Below are 20,893 nucleotides of genomic sequence, written 5' to 3' on the forward strand. Positions count from 1 at the left end.
GGAAACCTTCATGGATTCAGTAAAAAGCGTGGTAGGCGGCCAAAACAATTATCCAATATCGGCTGTCATCATCGCTCAGGATGACGAAGTTCGAATATCTAAGGCCATACAATCCTGCAGGTTATTCGCCGACGAGGTGATTGTGATTGACGGAGGCAGCAAAGACGGGACAGTTCAGCTTTCCGAAAGCTTGAATTGTCGTGTATACGTCAACCCATGGCCCGGATATGCGAAACAGAGGGAATTCGGAGTAGAACGCGCGGTTCATGATTGGGTCTTCCTTATTGATACTGACGAAGTGGTCAGCGACGAGTTGGCCGCAAGTATTCTTGAACTGAAACCGGGGCTTATGGATCAATCGGTTGCCTATTCTATCTACCGGATCGGTGATTTTATGGGCAGATGGCTGGATCGTGGCGAATATCTAGTGCGCCTATACAACCGCAAAGCGTATGGAATTCGAAACAGCTTGGTGCACGAGATGCCCGAGGTCTCTGAAGAGCGAACCATACGTTTGACAGGAACCCTCTGGCATTATGGTTACCGCAGTATTAACGATCATGTGGCACGTTTCAATAAGTATACTGACTTGGAAGCTGAAAGTGCGTATGCCAAGGGCAAACGATTTCGGGTCAGTCATCTGCTGTTAAGACCACCAGCCCGTTTCCTGCAAAAATATTTCTTACACGGGTTGTTCAAGAAGGGAATGTCAGGTTTCGGAGTATCCGTATTCTGGGTCATGTATGAATTCATGGTCGGCTTCAAGCATTACGAATTAATTAGATCGGGAAAGCTGACTCAGCACAATGCGAAGACGAGTCAGACCGAGAAGGAGAATAAAGGAGAGAGAAGCTATGCCGTACAGTGACGGATTGAACATTATGACGACTGGCCTTAGCTGGCCGTCGCTACAGCCGGGTGGGCTTAACACGTATTTCAAATCCGTTTGCGAGCAACTCTCCTCACGTAATCGGGTGCATGCGCTGATTTGCAGTCAAGAAACGCCTGCTACCCCTGAGGAATTGATTATTCACAATGCCGGAGATCCAAAAGATGGGATCTGGAAACGTAAGGATGCTTTCCAGCGTAAGGCGGCCGATCTGATGGGAGAGGGCAGTGGCCGTATAGATATTTTATACACTCACTTTGCTCCTTATGGTATTGGTCCAGCCCTGGAAGCAAAGAAACGCGGGATTCCTGTAGTGATGACTTTTCATGGCCCATGGAATGAAGAAATGAAAATCGAAGGTCAAGGCATTAAGCACCGGGTCAAAACAACCATCGCCAAATCCATTGAACATAGAGCCTATAAACTAGCGGATAAGTTCATCGTGCTTAGTGAGACGTTCCGCGATATTCTCCATAAGCTGCACGGAGTGCCACTACACAAAATTATTGTGATTCCAGGCGCAGCTAATGTGGAACGTTTTATCCCCGCTACGAATCGATTGGCGATTCGCCGAAGCTTAAATTTACCTGAGGGAGCAACAACCGTGCTGACTGTCCGGCGGTTGGTCAATCGGATGGGACTACTACAGCTGCTTGAAGCCTGGAAGCAAGTTGCGGAGCGTTTCCCGAATGCCATTCTGCTGATTGGTGGTAAAGGGCCGTTGCGGGGGGAACTGGAAGAAAAGATCGCCGACTATGGCTTAAGCAATAAGGTAAGACTGCTAGGCTACATTCCCGATCATGAGCTAGCCTCTTATTATCAGGCAGCGGATATGTTCGTGGTTCCCTCACAGGCATTGGAGGGCTTTGGTTTAATTACCGTTGAAGCTTTATCTTCAGGATTGCCAGTGATGGCTACACCGATTGGCGGCAATAAGGAAATATTGCAAGGCTTCCGGCCGGAATTACTATTTAAGAGTTCAAGTAGTGACCACATGGCTGAAGGTATGATCCATATGCTTAGCAATCGAAAGCTGCTTCCGAGCCGGGATGAATGTAGAGAGCATGTACTGGAGAGATATACCTGGGAGCATGTTACGGATCAAGTAGAATCCGTGTTCCTGCAAGCTTTAGGAGAGGAGGTGACCACGTAATGCTTAGAGTGGCCTATATAGATCACACTGCTAAATGGAGTGGTGGAGAAGTTGCCCTGTTTAACATCCTTACCCATATTGGAGAACAGATCGATCCACTGGTAATTCTGGCTGAGGATGGTGCGCTGGCTGAACGGCTACGTGAAAAAGGGATGGATGTCCGTATTATTCCACTGGATGAGAGCATCAGAAGTCGTGGGAGAAATGCAGTCAACTTGGGAGCACCTGCTGCAGCCTTCAAGCTGTTGGCTTATGGCCGCAAGCTTGCGCCGCTCTTAAAAGCGGAGAAGGTAGATTGCGTGCACACCAATTCCTTGAAATCTGCATTATACGGAGCCATCGCTGCAAAAATAGCGGGCGTTCCATTGATCTGGCACATCCGGGATCATATTGGGGCCCCTTATTTAAAGCCTATCGTTGCCAAAGGCATTCGTTTGCTGTCACGCCTGCTCCCCAATGGAGTCATCGCGAATTCACATTCTACACTGAATGCTTTGGAGCTGCCGCGATCGAAAAAAACGCTGGTCGTATACTCCGCATTCGCTAAAGTGATTGGTAATGGGATCGGCATGCGGGACCAGAAGGATTTCAACGTATTGCTAGTTGGTCGATTGGCGCATTGGAAGGGTCAGCATATTGTGCTGGAAGCCGCAAAAAGCTTTAAGAACGAACCTCGTGTGAAGTTCTGGCTGGCCGGAGACGCTCTGTTTGGAGAAGAGGCTTATAAGCAGGAATTGCTGCAAAAGATAAAAAACGACGAGCTTACTAATGTAAGCATGCTAGGGCATGTGGATGATATTCAAGGCCTTATGAATACTGCTGATTTACTGATTCACACTTCGGTAACTCCTGAGCCTTTTGGCCAAGTTATCGTTGAAGGAATGGCAGCGGGATTACCGGTGATCGCCTCCAATGAAGGCGGGCCGGTAGAAATTGTAGTTCAAGGTGAGACAGGACTACTGATAGAGCCTGGTGACGCGGCGATACTGGCAGACTCCATTAAATGGATGCTGGATCACCCAGAGGAAAGACGGCGGATGGCGGACAATGGGATGAAACGAGTGAAAGAGCATTTTGTTATCGAGAATACGGTCAAGGACATCGTTGACTACTATAAAGGTTTGTTGGCGGGCACCTGACAGATGATATGACGCGGTAATTCTGAAGATGATGCTCCATAAAACTTTGAGGATGATTCACATGAAAATTGCGATAGCGCATGATTACTTAATCCAAATGGGCGGCGCGGAAAGAGTGGTGGAAGTCTTTCATCACATGTATCCCGAGGCTCCAATCTACACAACGGTTTTTAACGGAAGCCGCCTTACTGACAATCTCAAAGATGCGGATATCCGTGCCTCCTGGCTGCAAAAGATTCCGGGGGTAAAGACCAATTTTAAAGGGGTGCTGCCACTTTATCCAATGGCCATCCGTGATTTGGACTTTCGCGGTTTCGATATCGTCCTGAGTTCCAGCAGTGCTTTTATGAAAAGTATACAGGTTCCTAAACATACGTTTCATCTTTGTTACTGCCATACACCTATGCGCTTCGCATGGGATTACGACACCTACATGGAACGTCAGTCCAATTCCGGGCTGTTCAAAAAAATGCTTAAGGTATACATGCAGCAGCTCAAAACGTGGGACCAACGGACTTCCAAAAATGTGAATCAGTTCGTAGCCAATTCTTCAGTAGTGAAGACGAGGATTCAGAATTATTATCACCGGGATGCAGATGTCATATTTCCACCGATTAATACAGCCCGGTTTACAAGCTCTTCTACCATTGGTGACTATTATTTAATTGTCTCCCGGCTTGTTTCCTACAAGCGGATTGATCTGGCAGTAGAGGCTTTCAATCGTAATGGTCTTAAGCTTTATATCGTAGGGGATGGACCGGATCGCAAGCGTCTCGAAGGCATGGCTAAGGATAATGTATCGTTTCTGGGCCGGCTAGAAGATGAGCAAGTGACTGGAATGATGGCACAGTGTAGAGCGTTCATTTTTCCAGGAGAAGAGGACTTTGGAATTACACCGCTGGAAGCGAACGCTGCAGGAAGACCGGTAATTGCTTATCAAGCAGGTGGGGCACTGGATACTATTATTCCTTATGTAAATGGTGTGTTCTTTCAGCATCAAGAAGTGGAGGATCTGCTTAAGGCTATTTATGAGGTAGAGTCCTACGCTTGGGATATCGATCAAATTATGGAGCATGCACGTAAATTCGATGAGCAGGCGTTTATGGTTAAGTTCAAGCAGTATGTTGAGCAGGCCTACGTCAATTTTCTAAAAGGAGGATGATTGTATGAAGCTGACAGTAATCGGTACTGGGTATGTGGGTCTTGTATCTGGCGTGTGCTTTGCACTGGGCGGACATCATGTCATCTGTGTGGATAAGGACGAGGAAAAGATTAAGAAACTGAAACAGATGGAATCGCCCATCTATGAGCCGGGAATCGAGGAACTGATTGAACTGAATCTTCGTGAGGAACGGTTATCTTTTTCTGCAGATCTTCAGGATTCGGTGCGGCATTCAGATATTATCATTCTTGCTGTAGGTACGCCATCGCTGCCTAATGGTGAAGCTGACTTAACCTACATTGAGGGTGCAGCTGCTGAAATCGCTAAAGCGATGGACGGGCACAAAATTATAATGACTAAATCTACAGTTCCCGTAGGGACAAATGAGAAAATCTCCAAAATGCTCTCTAAGTTTACCCATCATTCTTTTGATATCGTGTCTGCTCCCGAGTTTTTACGTGAAGGGTCAGCGATTCGCGATACCCTCCATCCCGACAGAATTGTCATTGGTCTTGATAATCCAGAGCTGGAACCAACCATGCGCGAGCTTCATAAGGGTTTCACAGAAAATGTATTTGTAACAGATATACGCAGTGCTGAAATGATCAAATATGCTTCAAATGCATTTTTGGCCACGAAGATCTCCTTCATTAATGAGATTGCCAATATTTGTGAAAAAGTGGGAGCTGATGTAACCGAGGTAGCACAAGGAATGGGTATGGACCAAAGAATCGGGTCATCCTTCCTGCAGGCTGGTATCGGTTATGGAGGCTCCTGTTTCCCGAAAGACACTAATGCACTCATTCAAATTGCGGGCAACGTCGATTACGAATTCAAATTATTGAAATCTGTAGTCGAAGTGAACAAGGGACAACGGTTTATGATCATCTCCAAGCTGCATGAATCACTTGGCAGCCTGCGCGGTTCGACGATTGGGATATGGGGGCTTGCCTTTAAGCCTAATACCGATGATGTCCGCGAAGCTCCAGCCAGAGAGATTGTTGAGGCACTGGTGGCTGAAGGGGCAACAGTCAAACTATATGATCCAATCGCAGCTACAAATTTCAGGCAGCAATATGATCATCCGCAGCTTCGCTGGTGCAATCTGCCAGAGGAAGCGGCTGAGGGCAGCGACGCCGTATGCCTCCTGACTGATTGGAGCCTACTCAAGGAGATTGATCTGCATCAGCTGGCGAAAAGCATGCGTAATGGGGTATTGATCGATGGACGCAACGTGTATTCCAAGGAGCAAATTGAGGGTACCGGACTCGTTTATCATTCTGTCGGCCGCCCGCAGATGGGTGGATTGAGCGGTTATTCTGCTAGTGTGGCTGGAGCGGTTTAATCTATATATATTGAACTTGAGATTTTTGTGTTAAGTGTCAGTCGCAACTGCGGTGAATGTTTGGACTTCCAGCCGCTGTTGTTTCCAGATTTCTTGATTTATACCGCTTAATAGCGGATGAAATCCGGAAAAGCTTATGCTTACGAAGTGAGCTTTCCTACGGAAAGCTTTTAGGCGGACGCTATCGCTCCTCCAGTTCCAAAATTCTTCTCCGCCACTTCGTTCCCTTATCTTAAGTTTCTAAGCAATTTATATAGTTAGTGTACTCTGATTGTTTATCGCAACAGCAGTAGCAGTAGCACTTATAGTTGTCATCGTCTTTGTCTCCGTGGTGGCAACTAGTCTTGCTCTTTTAGTTGCAGTTGTTCTTGCAGTTGCTGCTGCCTCCCCCGGAGCAGAAGCGAGTCTTTAGAAAAACGTGCTTGCTTCTGGCTGGTACAGCCCGGTGCGCACGGATCAGTGTTAAAAAGTAGTTGGTTAGGTTAAGAACGGAAAGGGAATTTGGAACTGTAGAAACGGAGTGTTCGCCTTTATCCTCGGATTTCTACCGCTAGAAGCGGTTCAATAAGGAAATCTGAGGATAACAGCGATCGGAAGTCCAAAATCCCTTGAAGTGGTTCATACCTAACAAAGTTTGTAAGTGCATCCATTCCAACGACCACCAAACGGAAGACATAGGTTTTGATATCAATTCAAGGAGGGTTCATTCTATGAAAATGGTACTTCTATCAGGCGGTTCAGGTAAACGGTTATGGCCGTTGTCCAACGACTCACGTTCAAAGCAATTTCTAAAGGTACTTGAAAGCCCTCAAGGTGAACCAGAATCCATGGTACAACGTGTCTGGAGACAGCTGGAGGAAGCAGGGATGGCAGAATCATCTTATCTGGCCACCGGCCGCAGCCAAGTAGAAATGATACAAAGCCAACTGGGAAGTCATGTGCCGATTATCGTTGAACCGGAGCGTCGGGATACTTTTCCGGCTATCGCCTTAACAGCTACCTATCTTTATTCAGTGGCAGGTGTTTCTCCAGCGGAGACGGTAGCAATATTGCCTGTTGACCCTTATGTAGAAGCATCCTTTTTTGATACCATAGCTATGCTTGAGGGGACCATGCTGGAAAGTGGAGCAAATCTGGCCCTAATGGGTGTTGTTCCTGAACATGCCTCAGAGAAATACGGATATATTATTCCTACCACCGAAGAGGCGGGGGGAAATGGTTTTATGAAGGTGAGTCACTTTCAAGAGAAACCAGACCGTATACAAGCAGAACAGCTCATCGAGCAAAATGCATTGTGGAATTGTGGAGTGTTTGCCTTCCGCTTAGGGTACTTGTTAGATATTTTGCAGCGTAAAGGGTTGCCTTTAGGATATGAAGAATTGCAGAAGCAGTATAAGCTATTGTCTTCCATCAGCTTTGATTATGAAGTGGTGGAGAAAGAAGAACATATTGTGGTGCAGCCGTATGATGGATTCTGGAAGGATCTTGGAACGTGGAATACGCTGACAGAGGAAATGAGCAGCAAGCATGTAGGAAAAGGTTTTGTAACGGCGGATTCTGAGGGGACTTGCTTGATTAATGAGCTGGATATTCCGATTACGGTAATTGGTGCGAAGGATCTGATCATTGCGGCTAGCCCGGATGGGATTCTAGTTACCCATAAAGCTGAGAGCCCACGGATTAAAGAAGTGCTGAAGACCTTTGAACAAAGACCGATGTACGAGGAACGCCGCTGGGGCCATTACAAAGTTATTGATTATGTGAAATATGATGAAGGCAATGAAGTGCTGACCAAACGGATTTTTATATCCGAGGGGAATAATATCAGCTATCAATTACATCGCAAGCGTAGTGAAATTTGGACAATCGTCAGCGGCGAAGCAAGTATTGTGCTGAATGAGAAAAAACATAATGTGAAGGCTGGGGACGTGGTACGTATACCGGAAGGAACGAAGCACGCGATCCTTGCTTTGACGGATGTCGAGTTTATAGAGGTACAAACGGGTTCTGAATTAGTAGAAGAAGATAACATTCGTATTACTTTAGACTGGAATGATATAGAACTACAACAATTCATTTCATAGGTCTAACCTATCTATTTAACCAATCCAAAATTTCTTGAAACAGGTAAATTGACTCAATTATCAAAAAAAGTCATAAAAACACTAAATATATCATTAATTGTCGTCGATACTTACGGTAAGAGAGATTATTTCTCTTAAATTGAAAAGGCAAACCTATCGAAAGGTAGGGACGCAAAGCTATAGGGCCTTCGAAAGAGTGGCAGCCTGGCTACCGAAAGGGAGATTATTTTGAAAGCTTACCGTACGTATCGATTATTTGGCGCATTTCTGTCACTCGTCTTGTTTCTGACTGCACTTCCGCTTACTGTTGGAATTTCGCCGTCTGTTGTCATAGCTGCTTCAAATTCTGGAACGCCAGTTACCCCAGGAGCCTCACCTGAAGCCGTAAAGCTGCTTAACTATTTTTACTCGATCTCAGGAAAAGGTATTATTGCTGGTCAACATGACTATTTAGAAAGTCCAGATGAAATTAACAATATGCTGAAGGGAACCAGCGGACAATATGCCGCTCTTCACGGTTATGAACTGGGCGCGATCAGCGGTCAGTCAGAAGGAACGATGGCCTGGCAGCGTCAAAATGTGGTGAACAGCGCCATCAACTGGAATAAAGCGGGCGGGATCGTAGCTATGACTTTTCATGCTAACCTGCCGGGCACCTCTTATGGCTGGGATAATGTGAAAAAAACACTTAGTCAGAATGAGTTCGATAGTTACGTTACACCGGGTACCAAGCAATATAACAATCTGATCGCTGAACTTGATAAGGTGGCAGTCTCCCTAAAAAGCTTGCGCGATGCCAATGTTCCGGTGCTTTGGAGACCCTATCATGAAATGAACGGGAACTGGTTCTGGTGGGGGAAGAAAAATAACTTTTCTAAACTTTGGAATATTATGTATGACCGTTTTGTTAACGTTCATAAATTAAATAATTTGTTATGGGTATGGAGTCCGAATGCTCCCAATGTTTGGTCAGATCCTTATGCGCTAACTTATCCAGGTGCTGATAAAGTAGATATTCTGGCAGCAGATATATACGAAAATGATTACCAGCAAAAATACTATGACAGCTTGTTGAGTCTAGCCGCAGGCAAACCGATTGCGATCGGGGAGAATGGTGAAATGCCTAATCTGGAGAAGCTTCAGCAATCACAAAGTAAATGGACGTATATGATGAGCTGGGGAAAAATGCTTTACGAGAATAACAGTGCAGATACAATCAAAACATTTATGAATAGCAACTATACCCTGACCAGAGATAAATTAAATACTGGTCTGGCACCGACACCTAGCGCTGCACCAGCGCCGGCACCTCCCGAAGAAGAGGGGGAGGCAGCCATTCCTCTTGCGAAGGGGCTTGCAGGAGAATATTACAACAACATACAGCTATCGGGAACAGCAGCTCTTACTAGAACTGATGCAATTATCGATTTCAATTGGCGGCAAGGATCGCCGGATGCCGCCCTCGGGATTGATCGTTTCTCCATACGTTGGAGCGGTAAAATTAAGCCATTATATGATGAGCAATATACATTTTACACTACCTCAGATGATGGCATCCGTGTGTGGGTGAATGGGCAATCCGTGATTGATAGTTGGACTAAGCAAAGTGGTACTGAGCGTAAGGGTAGTATAACGCTGAAGGCTGGTCAGCTATACGATATCAAGGTGGAGTATTACGAAAATGAAGGCGATGCGAGAGTCCGCTTGATGTGGGAAAGTGCTAGTCAAGCTAAAGAGACAGTTCCAGCAAGTGCACTTTATCTTCCGGATGTCTCCTGATTGATGAAAATTACAGGTCGATCCTTAGTGGCTCTGCGTTATTGCAGAGCTACTAAGCTATAGTCCTCATTAGGTCAGAAGACGATTGTCCGATAACAGGTATGTTTATTTAGCACCTGTGGAGGCAGTACAGCTACCGAAAGGAGGATTTATTTGCGTAAATATTATAAGCAAAACAGATTGTTGTTTACTATATTACCGGTGTTTATTATTTTTTCCTTGCTGCCTTGGGGAGAGGTTAAGGGTCTTCCGAAGGCTATGAGTGTTTCTTCCGCTCTTCCTCCGGCTATACCAAGCAATCCATCAGCTTCTGAAGAAGCCAAGCAACTGCTGAGTAATTTGGTGAATCTACGTGGCAAAGGAATCCTGTCTGGCCAGCATGATTATCTAGAAAGTCCAGATGAACTGGTTCATAAGCTGAAGAATACATCGGGACAAAATGCCGTTCTACATGGTTATGAATTGGGGGCAATTAATAATCAACCCGAAGGGACGATCGCAGAACAGCGACAAGCTGTTATAGACAGTGCAATGGAGTGGCATCAAGAGGGTGGCATTGTAGCCATGACATTCCATCAGAGTTTGCCGGGGACTTCTCCGGAGTGGTCCAATGTAAACAGAAGTCTCAGTCAAGAGAAGTTTAATACTTATGTTACGCCTGGGACGGCTCAGTATAAGAGTCTAATCTCTGATCTAGACGAGATCGCTGGCTATTTGGGACAGCTGCGTGATGCCGGAGTTCCAGTTTTATGGCGACCTTACCATGAAATGAACGGCGGTTGGTTTTGGTGGGGGAAAAAGGACAATTTTTCAGCGCTTTGGAATATTGTCTATGATCGTTTTGTAAACACACATCAACTGAATAATCTACTGTGGGTGTGGAATCCAAATGCGCCGAATGAATGGGCAGATCCTTATGCTGCATATTATCCCGGTGCGGATAAACTCGATGTTCTGGCTGCGGATATCTACAATAACGATTATAAGCAGTCCTACTATGAAGATCTGCTCGCACTTGCTGAAGGTAAACCTATCGGAATCGGGGAGAGTGGGCAGCTGCCGAACCCGGATGTATTAACTGAGAAACAAAATAAATGGGTCTATATGATGACCTGGGGAAAATTACTGACAGAAAATAATACGCTACAGTCAATTAAAAGCTTTATGAATGACTCGTTTATAGTATCGAGAGAGGATTACGTTCTCACAACAGGAGGCCCTTCGATAGCACCGGTAATCCCGGTAACTCCAACGGGTTTGACTGGAGAATATTATAACAATACTGATTTAGAGGGAGAAGCGGTACTTATCCGCGATGATCGTAAGATTGATTTTAATTGGCATGGCGGGTCACCTGCACAGGAGATAGATGAAGATCATTTTTCTGTTCGCTGGAAAGGGAAGCTCAAACCCAAATTCAGTGAAAAATATACGATTTCGGCATCCTCTGATGATGGAGTCCGTGTCTGGATTGACGGAAAGCTGATCATCGATAATTGGAAAAATCAAAGTGCAACCCTTCATAAAGGAAGTATCCCGCTCACAGCCGGAACACTTTATGATATCCAAATTGAATATTATGAGAATGAAGGAGATGCTAATCTTCGCTTGCTGTGGGAGAGTTCCAGCCAGAAGCAGCAGGTGATTCCACAAGGGGCATTGTTCCTTCCTTAATCTAATGAAATGATAGGGTTAGACATTCCGGAAGAAAGAGAGGACCTATGGATGGGAATAACGAGGAGAATATCTAATAGAAAAAATAGGATAACTGCAAACAAACCATTACTGTTATTACTGAAATTCACCGCATTAACCGTCTTGTTTCTGTTGTCTGTCTCTGTTTTCGGAACGAATAAGACAAACGATTATAAGGTAGGTGCCAATATACCGAGACTATCTACAGGAAGTGATGTTGCAGCAGAAATACCGGATGGTACTGTGATCTGGAATCTGGGACAACATGATGGCTCAGCAGCTGAGTTCGCTGCGAGTGGCACTTCTGGCAGTAAGAAGGTATTTAATGTTCCTTACTCAGCGCTCAAATCATCGGCTCTTCAGAGCTTGCCTGCAGGCTTGAATGGAAAGACCCAGCCGGAATTAACGATCACTTATCAGCTAAATAAGATCCCGGAGAATGGGGTCTTATTTAGCGTAGGAATTCTGGATGCTTATAAATCCGTGCCGCAAATGAGTGTGTTTTCCAATCATCAATTGTCAGGGATCATTCAAATTGCGGGCGTATCGGGCACAGAAAGTGAATATAGCTTTCAAAAATCCTATGAATTATACATTCCCAAGGAGCAATTGAAGCTGGGAACGAACGAATTGAAGCTGCAAACGGTTCGCTGTTTATATTGCAGTGACAAAGAAGACGAATATTCCTGGTGGACTTGGGATAATCTCCGTTTAGAATCTCTTAACGCTCCAATTTCCGAGCCTATTCATGGCAGCTATACACTGACCGGAACAGTAGTGAATAATAAGCAGTTTTACTTTGATGAAGGTGCGGTTACGCACTTGCCTTATGTTATCAAATGGCTAGGGATGGCTTATAGCGGCAATGTGATGCGTACCAGCTGTGCCAGTGATGTCGGGAGATCCTGCTCAGATATGCTGGAATATTACAAGGTATTGCAGGATTACAACATGCAGGCGGTTGCTCTGTATTTGCATACTGGTGATATTAAGCTTAAGGCAGATGGATCGTTGCCTGCTGATGCGGAGAAAAAGCTGACAGATTATTTTGAACAATATAGCCCTTATTTTCAATATTATGAGGTAGATAATGAGCCAGGGTTATTCAATCGTTCTAAGGCAGTTAACTTGGCGATTGCGGACTGGTTGAATAAAAAGGGTAAGCAAATCGCGCCCCATTTACAAACAGTTGCTCCGGGCTGGGCGTATTGGCCGAGCTACAGTGAAGATTCCTGTGGTAATCAGAAGGGAACCGGGAAGGAATGTGGAGATCCGGATGGCTGGGAACGTGATCCAGAGCAACGTATGGAGCTGGAGAAGGTTACGGATTTGACCAATGGACACTCCTACGGCGACTCTTATATTTTTAGTAATGGAGGAAGCTTTACTGAGAATTTGAAGACCTTCACTGGCGCAGACAATGGACTCGGTAAAAAAATGCTGACCACTGAATTTGGTACCTCGGACAGTCATGTGGATGCCTATCAATACGGGGCGACGGAGCGGACAGCGGCTGTATTCGACCGGATCATGCGTGCGCATATTGGTTATGCAGATATGTTTGTGCAGCATGCTGCTTTTTTTAAGGATTTCAGTTTATTTAAATACGGGTTTAATTTAGAAGAGCATGATCCGGCAACCACAGAGATTTACTATACAGAAGAGAACGAGGATTCACGTGTCAGCATTATGAGAAGGCTCAGTCTTGCTTATGCTACGCATGGAGCTCCATTAACTTACCAAGTTGCAAACAAAGATGTGTTAGCCGACAAGCTGGTTTATGTTCGGGCCGTGGATACTTCTACATTGAAGCCTCTTGCGGGAAGTGGAGCGACCTCAAATAAGGTGCTGGTTAATTTCGTTAACTTTGAGTCTACTCCACAAACTGTGAGTGTAAATGTGACTATGCCGAAAAACGGGGTGTATGAAGGGGAACGTTTTGGAAACGGGGATACCTATGAAAAAGCAAGAAGTTATGTAACAGGTAAAAAGGCTACTCCCACGTTAACCTTTACGGAGACACTTGCTCCAGGAGAGGCTGTGCAGTATATTTTGCAGCCTTCCTCTGAAGTAAAGCCGTCGGCCCCTAAAGGATTCAAAACCGCAGCAACAAAAGGTTTAGCTGTAAAATTAAATTGGTTGGAGGCCCCAGGAGCAAGCTATGAGCTGCTTCGCGCTGAAGGTAGCGGCGGGGATATGAAGGTGGTAGCCACCGATGTGAAGCTTACAGAATATACGGATCATAATTTACGTGAAGGGACGTTATATACCTACGCGGTAAGGGTATCCGGCTCTAATTTACTGTCCGATAAAGTTCAGATTACAGCAACCGGACTGGTTCCTCTGGATCGTACTAAATGGAAGGTATCCTCAAATGTGAATACGGCAGCATCAGCTCCGAGTCTGGCTATCGATGGGGATCGGCGCACGCGCTGGGATACGGGGAAACATCAGGTTTCCGGAGAGTATTTTCAGATTGATCTGGGTGAAGCACATGAAATTGAAAGAATAGATTTGGATAGCACGTTATCACCTTTTGATTATCCAAGAGACTATGTAGTCTATATTTCTGACGATGCTCAAAACTGGAAAAAACTCACGTCTGGTAAAGGTACGAAAGAGCTTACTAAGATATCCTTTTCTAAAGTGAAGACGAGGTATGTCAAAATTGTACAGAACGGAGCCGGCGGGAATTATTGGTCCATTCAAGAGCTGCAGGTGTATTCCAGAGAATAAGGGTATCATTTGAATTTATATAATCATTTATAGCGCATACTAAATTACTGTGAGATAGATCTACAATGGAATAGGGGATTTTTACCTATAAATTTTGTGTTTTAGGGTTGAACAGGTGGAATATAGGGAATTTCTCCCTGTATTCCAGCGGATATCGCCGTTTTTTAGAAAATCCTCCGTATTATAGAGAGAAATTCCGCATAACTGGGCAATTTGAGGAGATCATCCTAAATAGAGGGAGTTTTTCCCCATAAAACTCCTTCCCCAACGCCCCATCACAATTTCTTAGACTGAGTGCAGAAGGTGGGGGAGTTTGGGATATCCTCATAGATCAGAATGTATATGTTCCACGGCATATATTATCTTTCTCTTTCTCGCAGAAACGGAAGCCGTCCTTAAAAGGACGGCTTCCGTTTATTCTTGTTTAAATCCGTTAAATGAAACGAAGTCCAGACATATACGGTAAAGGAATGGCATCAGAATCCTCTGAACTCGCTGGATCAAAGAGCAGCGAGATCAGCTCCTTGTCGTCCTGCACGGACGACAAGTCGAGGCCCTTGCGGCAGCCTTCGGTCTGCCGCAATAGCGCTTCCCGGTCTGCGATGCAGACCGTTCCGCTGTTCGCGCCACCGCTTAAGCTGGCGCCGGCGTCCCGCAGGAGCGCGAGCAAGCCGCGCTCCTGCCACGGCACAGGCACTTGCAGCGTGCCAACGCCGCCGCACAAGGCCGCCTTGGCCAGCAATGCCGCTACCGCGCTCGGCTGGCCGGCCCATTCCACCGCCGTCGCCGCGTTCGGCGCTGGTACGTCCGCAGCCGCGGGCACAGCCACCGCGGCGAACCCCTCGATGCTGCCGTCCCGAACGGCTACGAGTGTGCGCTGGGCTAAGCCCATCACACCCGCGTAAGCCTCGGTCCCTAGCAGCAGCGCCAGCTCACCCGGACTATATACATGTCCGGCTTCGCGTTCATTGAGCAGCCGGTAGACGGCGAAGAAGTCGCCCGGCTGCATTGGCCGCAGCGTCCATTCTTCTCCTGCTGCGGCTGCAAGTGCCTGAGCTGAGCTTGCGTTCAGCTCGGCAAATTGCGTACCTCCGAACGGTACGCACCCTGCTCGGGTGTATAGCGAACGATCACCCGAGACAAAAATCAGCGATGCCTCGGCCTCGGCAGCATGACTCTGGCATAGCTGTAGAAGTTGGCCCGCCAGTCCATGGCCCCGAAAAGCGGGATCGGTGCAGACAGCACCTATGGAGAATACATTCAGGAAAGCATCTCCAGTCTTGATCGTGGAGGGTACGAGCCCCATGAAAGCGGCAACCGTTCCGTCATCGGCAATAGCCGCGTAGGAATGACTGAGTCCAGGGCGGAAAATAAGTGGAAACAGTTCTTTCATTGAAGTGGCACCCGGTTCACGAAAGACAGAATCTGCGAGCAGAGCCGCTTGGTCTAGCTCCGCAGGTTTAATTAATCTCAATTGCATAACATTCAACCTCCTATATGTACACACGATGGGGAGAAAGCATTTACATAAAGTATAAGGCCCGGGGAATGAAATCTCCAATCTTGTTTATATTATTCAATGTCTCAAAAGGATATCGAAAAGGGTAATAAAGTACATAAATAAGGAAGCTTCTTATATTTTAAAGCTAGAAGAGAAAGGGAAGTGAATAATCGGTGTCCCAACTTGCAGATAATATTATATTATTACTGGCAGCACTCCTGCTTGTAGGCGTATTTTCCACCAAGTTCTCCACTAAATTTGGAATGCCAGCTTTAGTGCTGTTTCTTGCTGCGGGGATGGTGCTAAGCCAATTTGTTTTTTTTAACAATGCTTCCTTAACGCAAATGGCCGGGATCTTCGCATTGGTTGTCATATTATTCGAAGGTGGCATGCAGACGAATATTAAGGATATTAAACCTGTTATTCGGCCAGCATTATCCTTATCAACGGTAGGCGTAATCATGACGACAGCCATTGTAGGGGTATTCGCTAAGCTGATCCTTGATGTGACATGGCCAGAAAGCTTTCTGTTTGGAGCGATCGTTGGATCGACAGATGCGGCTGCAGTCTTCTCGGTACTCGGCGGTAAGAACATTGATAAACGTCTGACCTCGACGTTAGAAGCAGAATCAGGAAGCAACGATCCAATGGCGGTATTCTTGACAGTCTCGCTAATCGAATGGATACAGCATCCGGATATGGCGATATGGGGGCTGCTGTTGTCTTTTATATGGGAGATGGGCATTGGCTTAGTACTGGGTTTTGTGCTGGGGAAGATCGCAGTTTTCTGTATCAATCGAATTAACCTGGATTCTACAGGTCTTTATCCAGTAATGGCGATTGGCTTTGCTGTTCTGACCTATGGTTTATCAGCATGGGTACATAGCAGCGGGCTGCTGGCTGTTTATGTTATGGGCCTTACGCTTGGGAATTCCGAGCTAATGTATCACCGTACCATTATGAATTTTAGTCATGGCTTTGCTTGGATGATGCAAATATTTATGTTCATACTGCTTGGTTTGTTAGTATTTCCACAGGAGCTGGCGGAAGTGGCATGGCAAGGTATCTTGTTATCCGTCATTCTGATGGTTGTAGCTAGACCAATCGGTGTATTTATAAGCCTGCACTTTTCCAAATTTACGATCCGCGAGAAGACTTTGATTTCTTGGGCCGGACTTCGTGGAGCCGTTCCGATTGTGTTAGCGACTTATCCGCTGCTGGCTGATCTGCCTCACGGACGACTATTCTTTAATGTTGTATTCTTTGTCGTACTGACCTCGGCGGTGATTCAGGGAACTAGTATTTCCCCGCTAGCATCCCGATTGAAGCTTGTGGGGCAAGAAGATTCAGATCAGCCTTCCCTGATGGAGCTGGTTGCTCTTGGCAAGACAGACTCGGAGTTTAACCATATTGGAATTAACCCTTATATGCCGATTGCTGGACAGAAGATTTCAGAAATAGGTCTACCAGATGATATCTTATTTACGGCAATTATCCGCAATAAAAAGATTGTCACTCCGCATGGCAGTACTGTTATTGAGCCTGGGGATACTGTGTATGTCCTAAGTCCAAAGAGTAAGCGTGATGAGATGAGGGCTTTCTTCCGCAGCAGGAAAGGAAAGACCGCGGAGGAGGATGTTTCTTTAATCTAGAGAAGAGACTCTTTTACCAAAGTGTGACACACATAATAGGCTTCATAACATAAGCTGTGCTAGAATCGGCACAACATATAATCTCCAGAATAGTTGCAAAACACGAAAGAGTGTGTTAAATTGTATATAGATTTAGAACGAGTCTAAATACAATTATAATAAATGAACCATAGGAGGTTTTATTAATGACAACACAATTAAAGAACCATACTGAACTGCAAGCTGCTTTGAACCGCCAAACTGCGAACTGGTTCCTGCTCGGGGTAAAGCTTCATCATTATCACTGGTATGTTAGCGGATCTCAATTCTTCACACTTCATGAGAAGTTTGAAGAGCTATACAATGAAGCTGCGGGTTATGCAGATGATTTGGCTGAGCGTTTGCTTTCTATTGGTGGACAACCAGCCTCCACAATGAAGCAATATCTTGAATTGTCCGACTTACAAGAAGCCCGCGGCGGCGAAGATGCTAAAGGTATGGTACTTGAGCTTGTGAGAGACTTTAAGACTGTTGCTAAAGAACTGCAAGATGCAATTGCTACTGCTGAAGAATTGAGCGATCAACCAACTGCGGATCTGCTGATTGGCATCAGAAGCAGCATTGAGAAACATGCTTGGATGTTGAATGCCTTTATCGGCTAAGACAACATCCTTATAGGGATAGAATACACAAAGAGCGCCTGCGTATTGTTAACGCATGGCGCTCTTTTTTTTGAAGCATTCTATTTAATAAATACTCCACCAAATGGCACGGCTTCGCGCAGAAATCGTTTAATAATTCCATCATCGTTATTATCTCTTTCAAATCGGCGATTCTGGCGTCCGGCCTGAAACAACACAGGGCCGTGGCCCGTCATCTTCCAATGATAACTCATATGCTGGCTAGCTAAATGGTTGCCGTAAACGGTAAGCTCCAGCTTCGCATTCTCAGGATAGGCAATAATGCTTCCTGCATCCACATAGAGCGGATTGTAAGGATGAAGCTCAGCTTCACATACCGTACCTTCGGTTAATATGCCAATGATGCCGTTACCCGTAAATTTCACTTTCACAATATCTCGTGTAACGAGCACATTCTTCATACTCAGCACTCGTGTATCCATCGTAACTCCCTTGCTGTAGAAGAAGAGATGTTTAAAGTCGTACAATAAATCGCTCTTTCCATCAAGCTGCAGAATCTTTACCCGATAACCTGGTGGAAGGGCGGCGACAAAATGGCAAGGGCCAGACATATCCGAACGAATCAGTTTTCGCTTGCGATAGATGCCCTTTACATCCATAAATCTGTCTGCCCGTCCAGTGGCAGGCCCTTGATAAGCGATAATTTGTTGTGGGTGCAGCACATGAACCTCTTCCTTCTCCCCAAGGGTGAAGGCTACGGCTTGTCCGCTCCCGCTGTCGCTTTCATCTTGGACATCGATGTTCATATTTCATCTCCCTCATGCTGTAGACGTGATCTTTACTGAATGTTCAAGATTAGCGCAGGCGGTCTCCTTTTCTAGAACGGTGAAGCATGCTGAAACGAACAATACGGATGAGTATAAAATACCCCAGAATTAGACCAATCCCTGTAAAAATAGTCACTTTGATTTTATGATAATATTCTTCGCGTGCCGTCCGGTCATTTTGCAACTCATCAACCATCTGCGTTAGTTGGCGATTCTGCTCCTGCAGGGCTTCGTTCTGTGTCCGGTAGGCCTCCATTTCCTGCATGGTATTCGTAAGCTTATCTTTCGCCTGTTGTAGCTCTTCAGCTGTCTGCTGAAATCCTTCTTTCAATTCATTGACTTCATTTGGAAGCTCAGAGAAGCTTTTGAATCCATTATAGATATCACTGAATATATTGGCTTGTGCTACTGGGGCCGGAAGAGATATGGAAAGGGTCAGCAGAAGCAGGAGCGAACATAACAGCTGTAGATATTTACGGTATTTACGTTGTTTCATCTATATAATCACCACCCAATTTAGGCTTGTATTTCTTTTATTTTAACACAGCTTGACAGCTTCTGACAGCGTACGCTAAACGTGAATAGGGCTTCTTGGGTCAGTAATATTTGCCTCTTTAAAGTGAGGTTACACTTCATTGTAAAGAACGATTTTGACTGTGCTCAACATGATTGAGAAGAGGGACTATTTATCGTATACTTTGGACGGAAAGGGGCTGCTGCGGAATGAATAAATGGCTTAAGACAATGTTATTTTTGGTCGGATCTGCTTTTTTGACGAGGTTGATTCCATTCTCATCTTTGTTTCGGAATTTGGACACGATGATTCATGAATTTGGTCATGCGCTGGTGACTTTACTGCTGTCTGGCAGTGTGCTGCGGATTGAACTATACGCGAATCATAGTGGGGTCACCTATTCAGCCATTCAAGATGGAGGCAGAGCGATACTGGTGTCGCTATCCGGGTATGTGCTTGCTTCCTTATTCGCATTGCTGCTCTTCTATCTCTACAGTAAAGGACGGCATGATTGGGGACTTATCTTAGCTACTACTGTAGCATTGATTATGCTGGTAATGTACGTGCGGGGAAGCTTCGGAATGATGTGGTTAGGCGGGTTTATTGCGCTGAATGTTTTAATGCTGGTGGTGTGGAAAAAGGCCAGCAAATATTATTATTTGTTATTAGCTTTTTTGACCTTGGAAGAGTCTGTAATGGGAAGTTTATTTCTCGTATATGCGGCCGTTGTATCCCCATCTCGCGCGGGAGATGCCAGTAACCTGGCAAGGATGACATCGGTGCCGGCCATATTTTGGGCAGTCCTATTTTTTATATTTTCTCTGCTTTGCGCCAAATGGGCGCTGGGACTATTTTTTAAGCGGGAGCGAGTGCAGCCTAAACTTCAGAGTCGTTAAAGTTAAAAACATAAAATTTTCGTCATAAACAGACAAAAGGGGCTGTTTTTGCGAGAGTCAGTCTACTTAGTATGTAGAATGGCTCTTTTTTTGTCGATAATATAGAACCGAACATACATTCCATGACATGGAGTTGTCCGCCATTATTGGTACATTAATAGAAGACCCAAAAAAAGAAAGAGGTGGAAAATATGATGGAAAGTATTACTCCTATATTTACGTGGGGTCAAGATCGTATTTTTGCAGGTGGAAATCGCGATGTTGTTTTACTTGTCGAATGGAAAGGAAATTTGCCTTCAGAAAATAGCCGACCAAGCAGCCACAAAGTGGTTGCACGTGATATTGAACTACGAGTTTGGCTTGAGCCACATGTAACTTTTAAGCGCTGTTATGGATGTGAAATGGAGGCTGGAGAAGGAAATTCACTCTTGCTTAAGCTTGGAAAAATAAAAACAGGACAACGCAAATTCATAGGATTGGAGTTCACTACTTCTAGTTCTGTAGCAGGTAAATATGAAGCATTATCCCTACAGTGGAAGTATAAAAAACCAACCGTAGAGCGCGTTCGTGAACTTCCCGTGAAGGTACTTGAGCTGGAGTACGCGCATCATACACGCATTCTGAGCGATACTTGCTGCTTTTATGTTGAGAAGCATCTGGAATTGTTGAAGACGGCTGAAACGGTTGAAGAAGCAGAGGCACTACGAAGTAAAGGCCAGCATAGTGAAGCTCACGAAATGCTCAATCGACATGCGGATAAGATGTTGCTACTCGCAGTACGCTCTGGAGATCCTTTGCTGCTTAAAGAGGCTGAAATGTTGTATAAACAGATCGGGTTCGAGCATCAGCAACGAAGTAAAGCCGTTGGTGGAATTTAATATAGGACTCACTGCACGAGGAT

At 45.4% G+C, this 20,893-nt stretch carries 16 protein-coding genes and 1 riboswitch; of the genes, 13 read left to right on the forward strand and 3 right to left on the reverse strand.

What is annotated here, in order from left to right; all coding sequences use genetic code 11:
• The first annotated feature begins 10 nt into the window (after positions 1-10).
• The 9 genes from NYE25_RS25710 to NYE25_RS25750 all read left to right on the forward strand — a co-directional run bounded on the left by NYE25_RS25710 (position 11) and on the right by NYE25_RS25750 (position 13,982).
• Positions 11-868: a glycosyltransferase family 2 protein gene (locus NYE25_RS25710; RefSeq protein WP_076283899.1), complete on the forward strand. Its 858-nt coding sequence runs from the start codon at positions 11-13 to the stop codon at positions 866-868.
• Complete coding sequence (locus tag NYE25_RS25715) at positions 855-2,042, forward strand: glycosyltransferase family 4 protein (RefSeq protein WP_042185181.1); 1,188 nt, start codon at positions 855-857, stop codon at positions 2,040-2,042. The genes NYE25_RS25710 and NYE25_RS25715 overlap by 14 nt, the downstream gene beginning before the upstream one ends.
• On the forward strand, positions 2,042-3,181 hold the full coding sequence (locus tag NYE25_RS25720; RefSeq protein WP_341147182.1) for a glycosyltransferase family 4 protein: 1,140 nt from the start codon (positions 2,042-2,044) through the stop codon (positions 3,179-3,181). The genes NYE25_RS25715 and NYE25_RS25720 overlap by 1 nt, the downstream gene beginning before the upstream one ends.
• 61 nt (positions 3,182-3,242) lie before the next feature.
• Entirely contained in the window at positions 3,243-4,343 is a 1,101-nt protein-coding gene (locus NYE25_RS25725; RefSeq protein ID WP_036676592.1) for a glycosyltransferase, read from the forward strand.
• Positions 4,344-4,347: 4 nt separating this feature from the next.
• Positions 4,348-5,688 (forward strand): UDP-glucose dehydrogenase family protein, encoded by a 1,341-nt coding sequence (locus tag NYE25_RS25730; RefSeq protein WP_339800777.1) that lies wholly within the window; start codon positions 4,348-4,350, stop codon positions 5,686-5,688.
• Between the two features lie 710 nt (positions 5,689-6,398).
• Positions 6,399-7,772: a sugar phosphate nucleotidyltransferase gene (locus NYE25_RS25735; protein ID WP_341050069.1), complete on the forward strand. Its 1,374-nt coding sequence runs from the start codon at positions 6,399-6,401 to the stop codon at positions 7,770-7,772.
• A gap of 136 nt (positions 7,773-7,908) precedes the next feature.
• Positions 7,909-7,988, forward strand: a riboswitch (cyclic di-GMP riboswitch).
• Positions 7,989-8,000: 12 nt separating this feature from the next.
• The gene (locus NYE25_RS25740; protein WP_341147183.1) at positions 8,001-9,551 is read left to right on the forward strand and encodes a glycosyl hydrolase; all 1,551 of its coding nucleotides are present in this window, start codon (positions 8,001-8,003) and stop codon (positions 9,549-9,551) included.
• Positions 9,552-9,704: 153 nt separating this feature from the next.
• Positions 9,705-11,225 (forward strand): glycosyl hydrolase, encoded by a 1,521-nt coding sequence (locus tag NYE25_RS25745; RefSeq protein ID WP_341147184.1) that lies wholly within the window; start codon positions 9,705-9,707, stop codon positions 11,223-11,225.
• Positions 11,226-11,276: 51 nt separating this feature from the next.
• Positions 11,277-13,982 carry a discoidin domain-containing protein gene (locus NYE25_RS25750; protein WP_341147185.1) on the forward strand — a complete coding sequence of 902 codons (2,706 nt, stop codon included), beginning with the start codon at positions 11,277-11,279 and terminating at the stop codon, positions 13,980-13,982.
• A gap of 433 nt (positions 13,983-14,415) precedes the next feature.
• Here NYE25_RS25750 and NYE25_RS25755 read toward each other — a convergent pair whose 3' ends face one another.
• Complete coding sequence (locus NYE25_RS25755) at positions 14,416-15,462, reverse strand: GNAT family N-acetyltransferase (RefSeq protein ID WP_341147186.1); 1,047 nt, start codon at positions 15,460-15,462, stop codon at positions 14,416-14,418.
• 194 nt (positions 15,463-15,656) lie between these two features.
• On the opposite strand from NYE25_RS25755, the gene NYE25_RS25760 reads away from it, so the two are divergent.
• Both NYE25_RS25760 and NYE25_RS25765 read left to right on the forward strand, forming a co-directional pair.
• Complete coding sequence (locus NYE25_RS25760; protein WP_076299144.1) at positions 15,657-17,135, forward strand: potassium/proton antiporter; 1,479 nt, start codon at positions 15,657-15,659, stop codon at positions 17,133-17,135.
• A 185-nt stretch (positions 17,136-17,320) separates the two neighbouring features.
• Positions 17,321-17,776 (forward strand): Dps family protein, encoded by a 456-nt coding sequence (locus NYE25_RS25765; RefSeq protein ID WP_042185198.1) that lies wholly within the window; start codon positions 17,321-17,323, stop codon positions 17,774-17,776.
• 80 nt (positions 17,777-17,856) lie between these two features.
• Here NYE25_RS25765 and NYE25_RS25770 read toward each other — a convergent pair whose 3' ends face one another.
• Together NYE25_RS25770 and NYE25_RS25775 are read right to left on the reverse strand one after the other, a co-directional pair.
• A complete protein-coding gene (locus tag NYE25_RS25770) occupies positions 17,857-18,561 on the reverse strand; it encodes an AIM24 family protein (RefSeq protein ID WP_042185200.1) in 705 nt (234 codons plus the stop codon).
• Between the two features lie 49 nt (positions 18,562-18,610).
• Positions 18,611-19,078 (reverse strand): hypothetical protein, encoded by a 468-nt coding sequence (locus NYE25_RS25775; protein ID WP_042185202.1) that lies wholly within the window; start codon positions 19,076-19,078, stop codon positions 18,611-18,613.
• Positions 19,079-19,305: 227 nt separating this feature from the next.
• Between NYE25_RS25775 and NYE25_RS25780 the strand changes: the two genes are divergently transcribed.
• Both NYE25_RS25780 and NYE25_RS25785 read left to right on the forward strand, forming a co-directional pair.
• Positions 19,306-19,992, forward strand: coding sequence for a M50 family metallopeptidase (locus tag NYE25_RS25780; protein ID WP_076283905.1), 687 nt, complete (start codon positions 19,306-19,308; stop codon positions 19,990-19,992).
• Between the two features lie 191 nt (positions 19,993-20,183).
• Positions 20,184-20,870, forward strand: a complete 687-nt coding sequence (locus tag NYE25_RS25785) for a hypothetical protein (RefSeq protein WP_076299145.1) — start codon at positions 20,184-20,186, stop codon at positions 20,868-20,870.
• Positions 20,871-20,893: the final 23 nt, after the last annotated feature.

Source organism: Paenibacillus sp. FSL E2-8871 (genome assembly GCF_038000345.1).
GTDB lineage: Bacteria > Bacillota > Bacilli > Paenibacillales > Paenibacillaceae > Paenibacillus_AQ.

Excerpts from the sequence above, each read along its gene's own strand:
- NYE25_RS25710 (WP_076283899.1), top strand. The coding sequence starts at position 11 with ATGGATTCAGTAAAAAGCGTGGTAGGCGGCCAAAACAATTATCCAATA.
- NYE25_RS25730 (WP_339800777.1), top strand. The coding sequence starts at position 4,348 with ATGAAGCTGACAGTAATCGGTACTGGGTATGTGGGTCTTGTATCTGGC.
- NYE25_RS25755 (WP_341147186.1), bottom strand. The coding sequence starts at position 15,462 with ATGCAATTGAGATTAATTAAACCTGCGGAGCTAGACCAAGCGGCTCTG.
- NYE25_RS25785 (WP_076299145.1), top strand. The coding sequence starts at position 20,184 with ATGATGGAAAGTATTACTCCTATATTTACGTGGGGTCAAGATCGTATT.
- NYE25_RS25765 (WP_042185198.1), top strand. The coding sequence starts at position 17,321 with ATGACAACACAATTAAAGAACCATACTGAACTGCAAGCTGCTTTGAAC.
- NYE25_RS25780 (WP_076283905.1), top strand. The coding sequence starts at position 19,306 with ATGAATAAATGGCTTAAGACAATGTTATTTTTGGTCGGATCTGCTTTT.
- NYE25_RS25770 (WP_042185200.1), bottom strand. The coding sequence starts at position 18,561 with ATGAACATCGATGTCCAAGATGAAAGCGACAGCGGGAGCGGACAAGCC.
- NYE25_RS25750 (WP_341147185.1), top strand. The coding sequence starts at position 11,277 with ATGGGAATAACGAGGAGAATATCTAATAGAAAAAATAGGATAACTGCA.
- NYE25_RS25775 (WP_042185202.1), bottom strand. The coding sequence starts at position 19,078 with ATGAAACAACGTAAATACCGTAAATATCTACAGCTGTTATGTTCGCTC.
- NYE25_RS25715 (WP_042185181.1), top strand. The coding sequence starts at position 855 with ATGCCGTACAGTGACGGATTGAACATTATGACGACTGGCCTTAGCTGG.
- NYE25_RS25735 (WP_341050069.1), top strand. The coding sequence starts at position 6,399 with ATGAAAATGGTACTTCTATCAGGCGGTTCAGGTAAACGGTTATGGCCG.
- NYE25_RS25725 (WP_036676592.1), top strand. The coding sequence starts at position 3,243 with ATGAAAATTGCGATAGCGCATGATTACTTAATCCAAATGGGCGGCGCG.
- NYE25_RS25720 (WP_341147182.1), top strand. The coding sequence starts at position 2,042 with ATGCTTAGAGTGGCCTATATAGATCACACTGCTAAATGGAGTGGTGGA.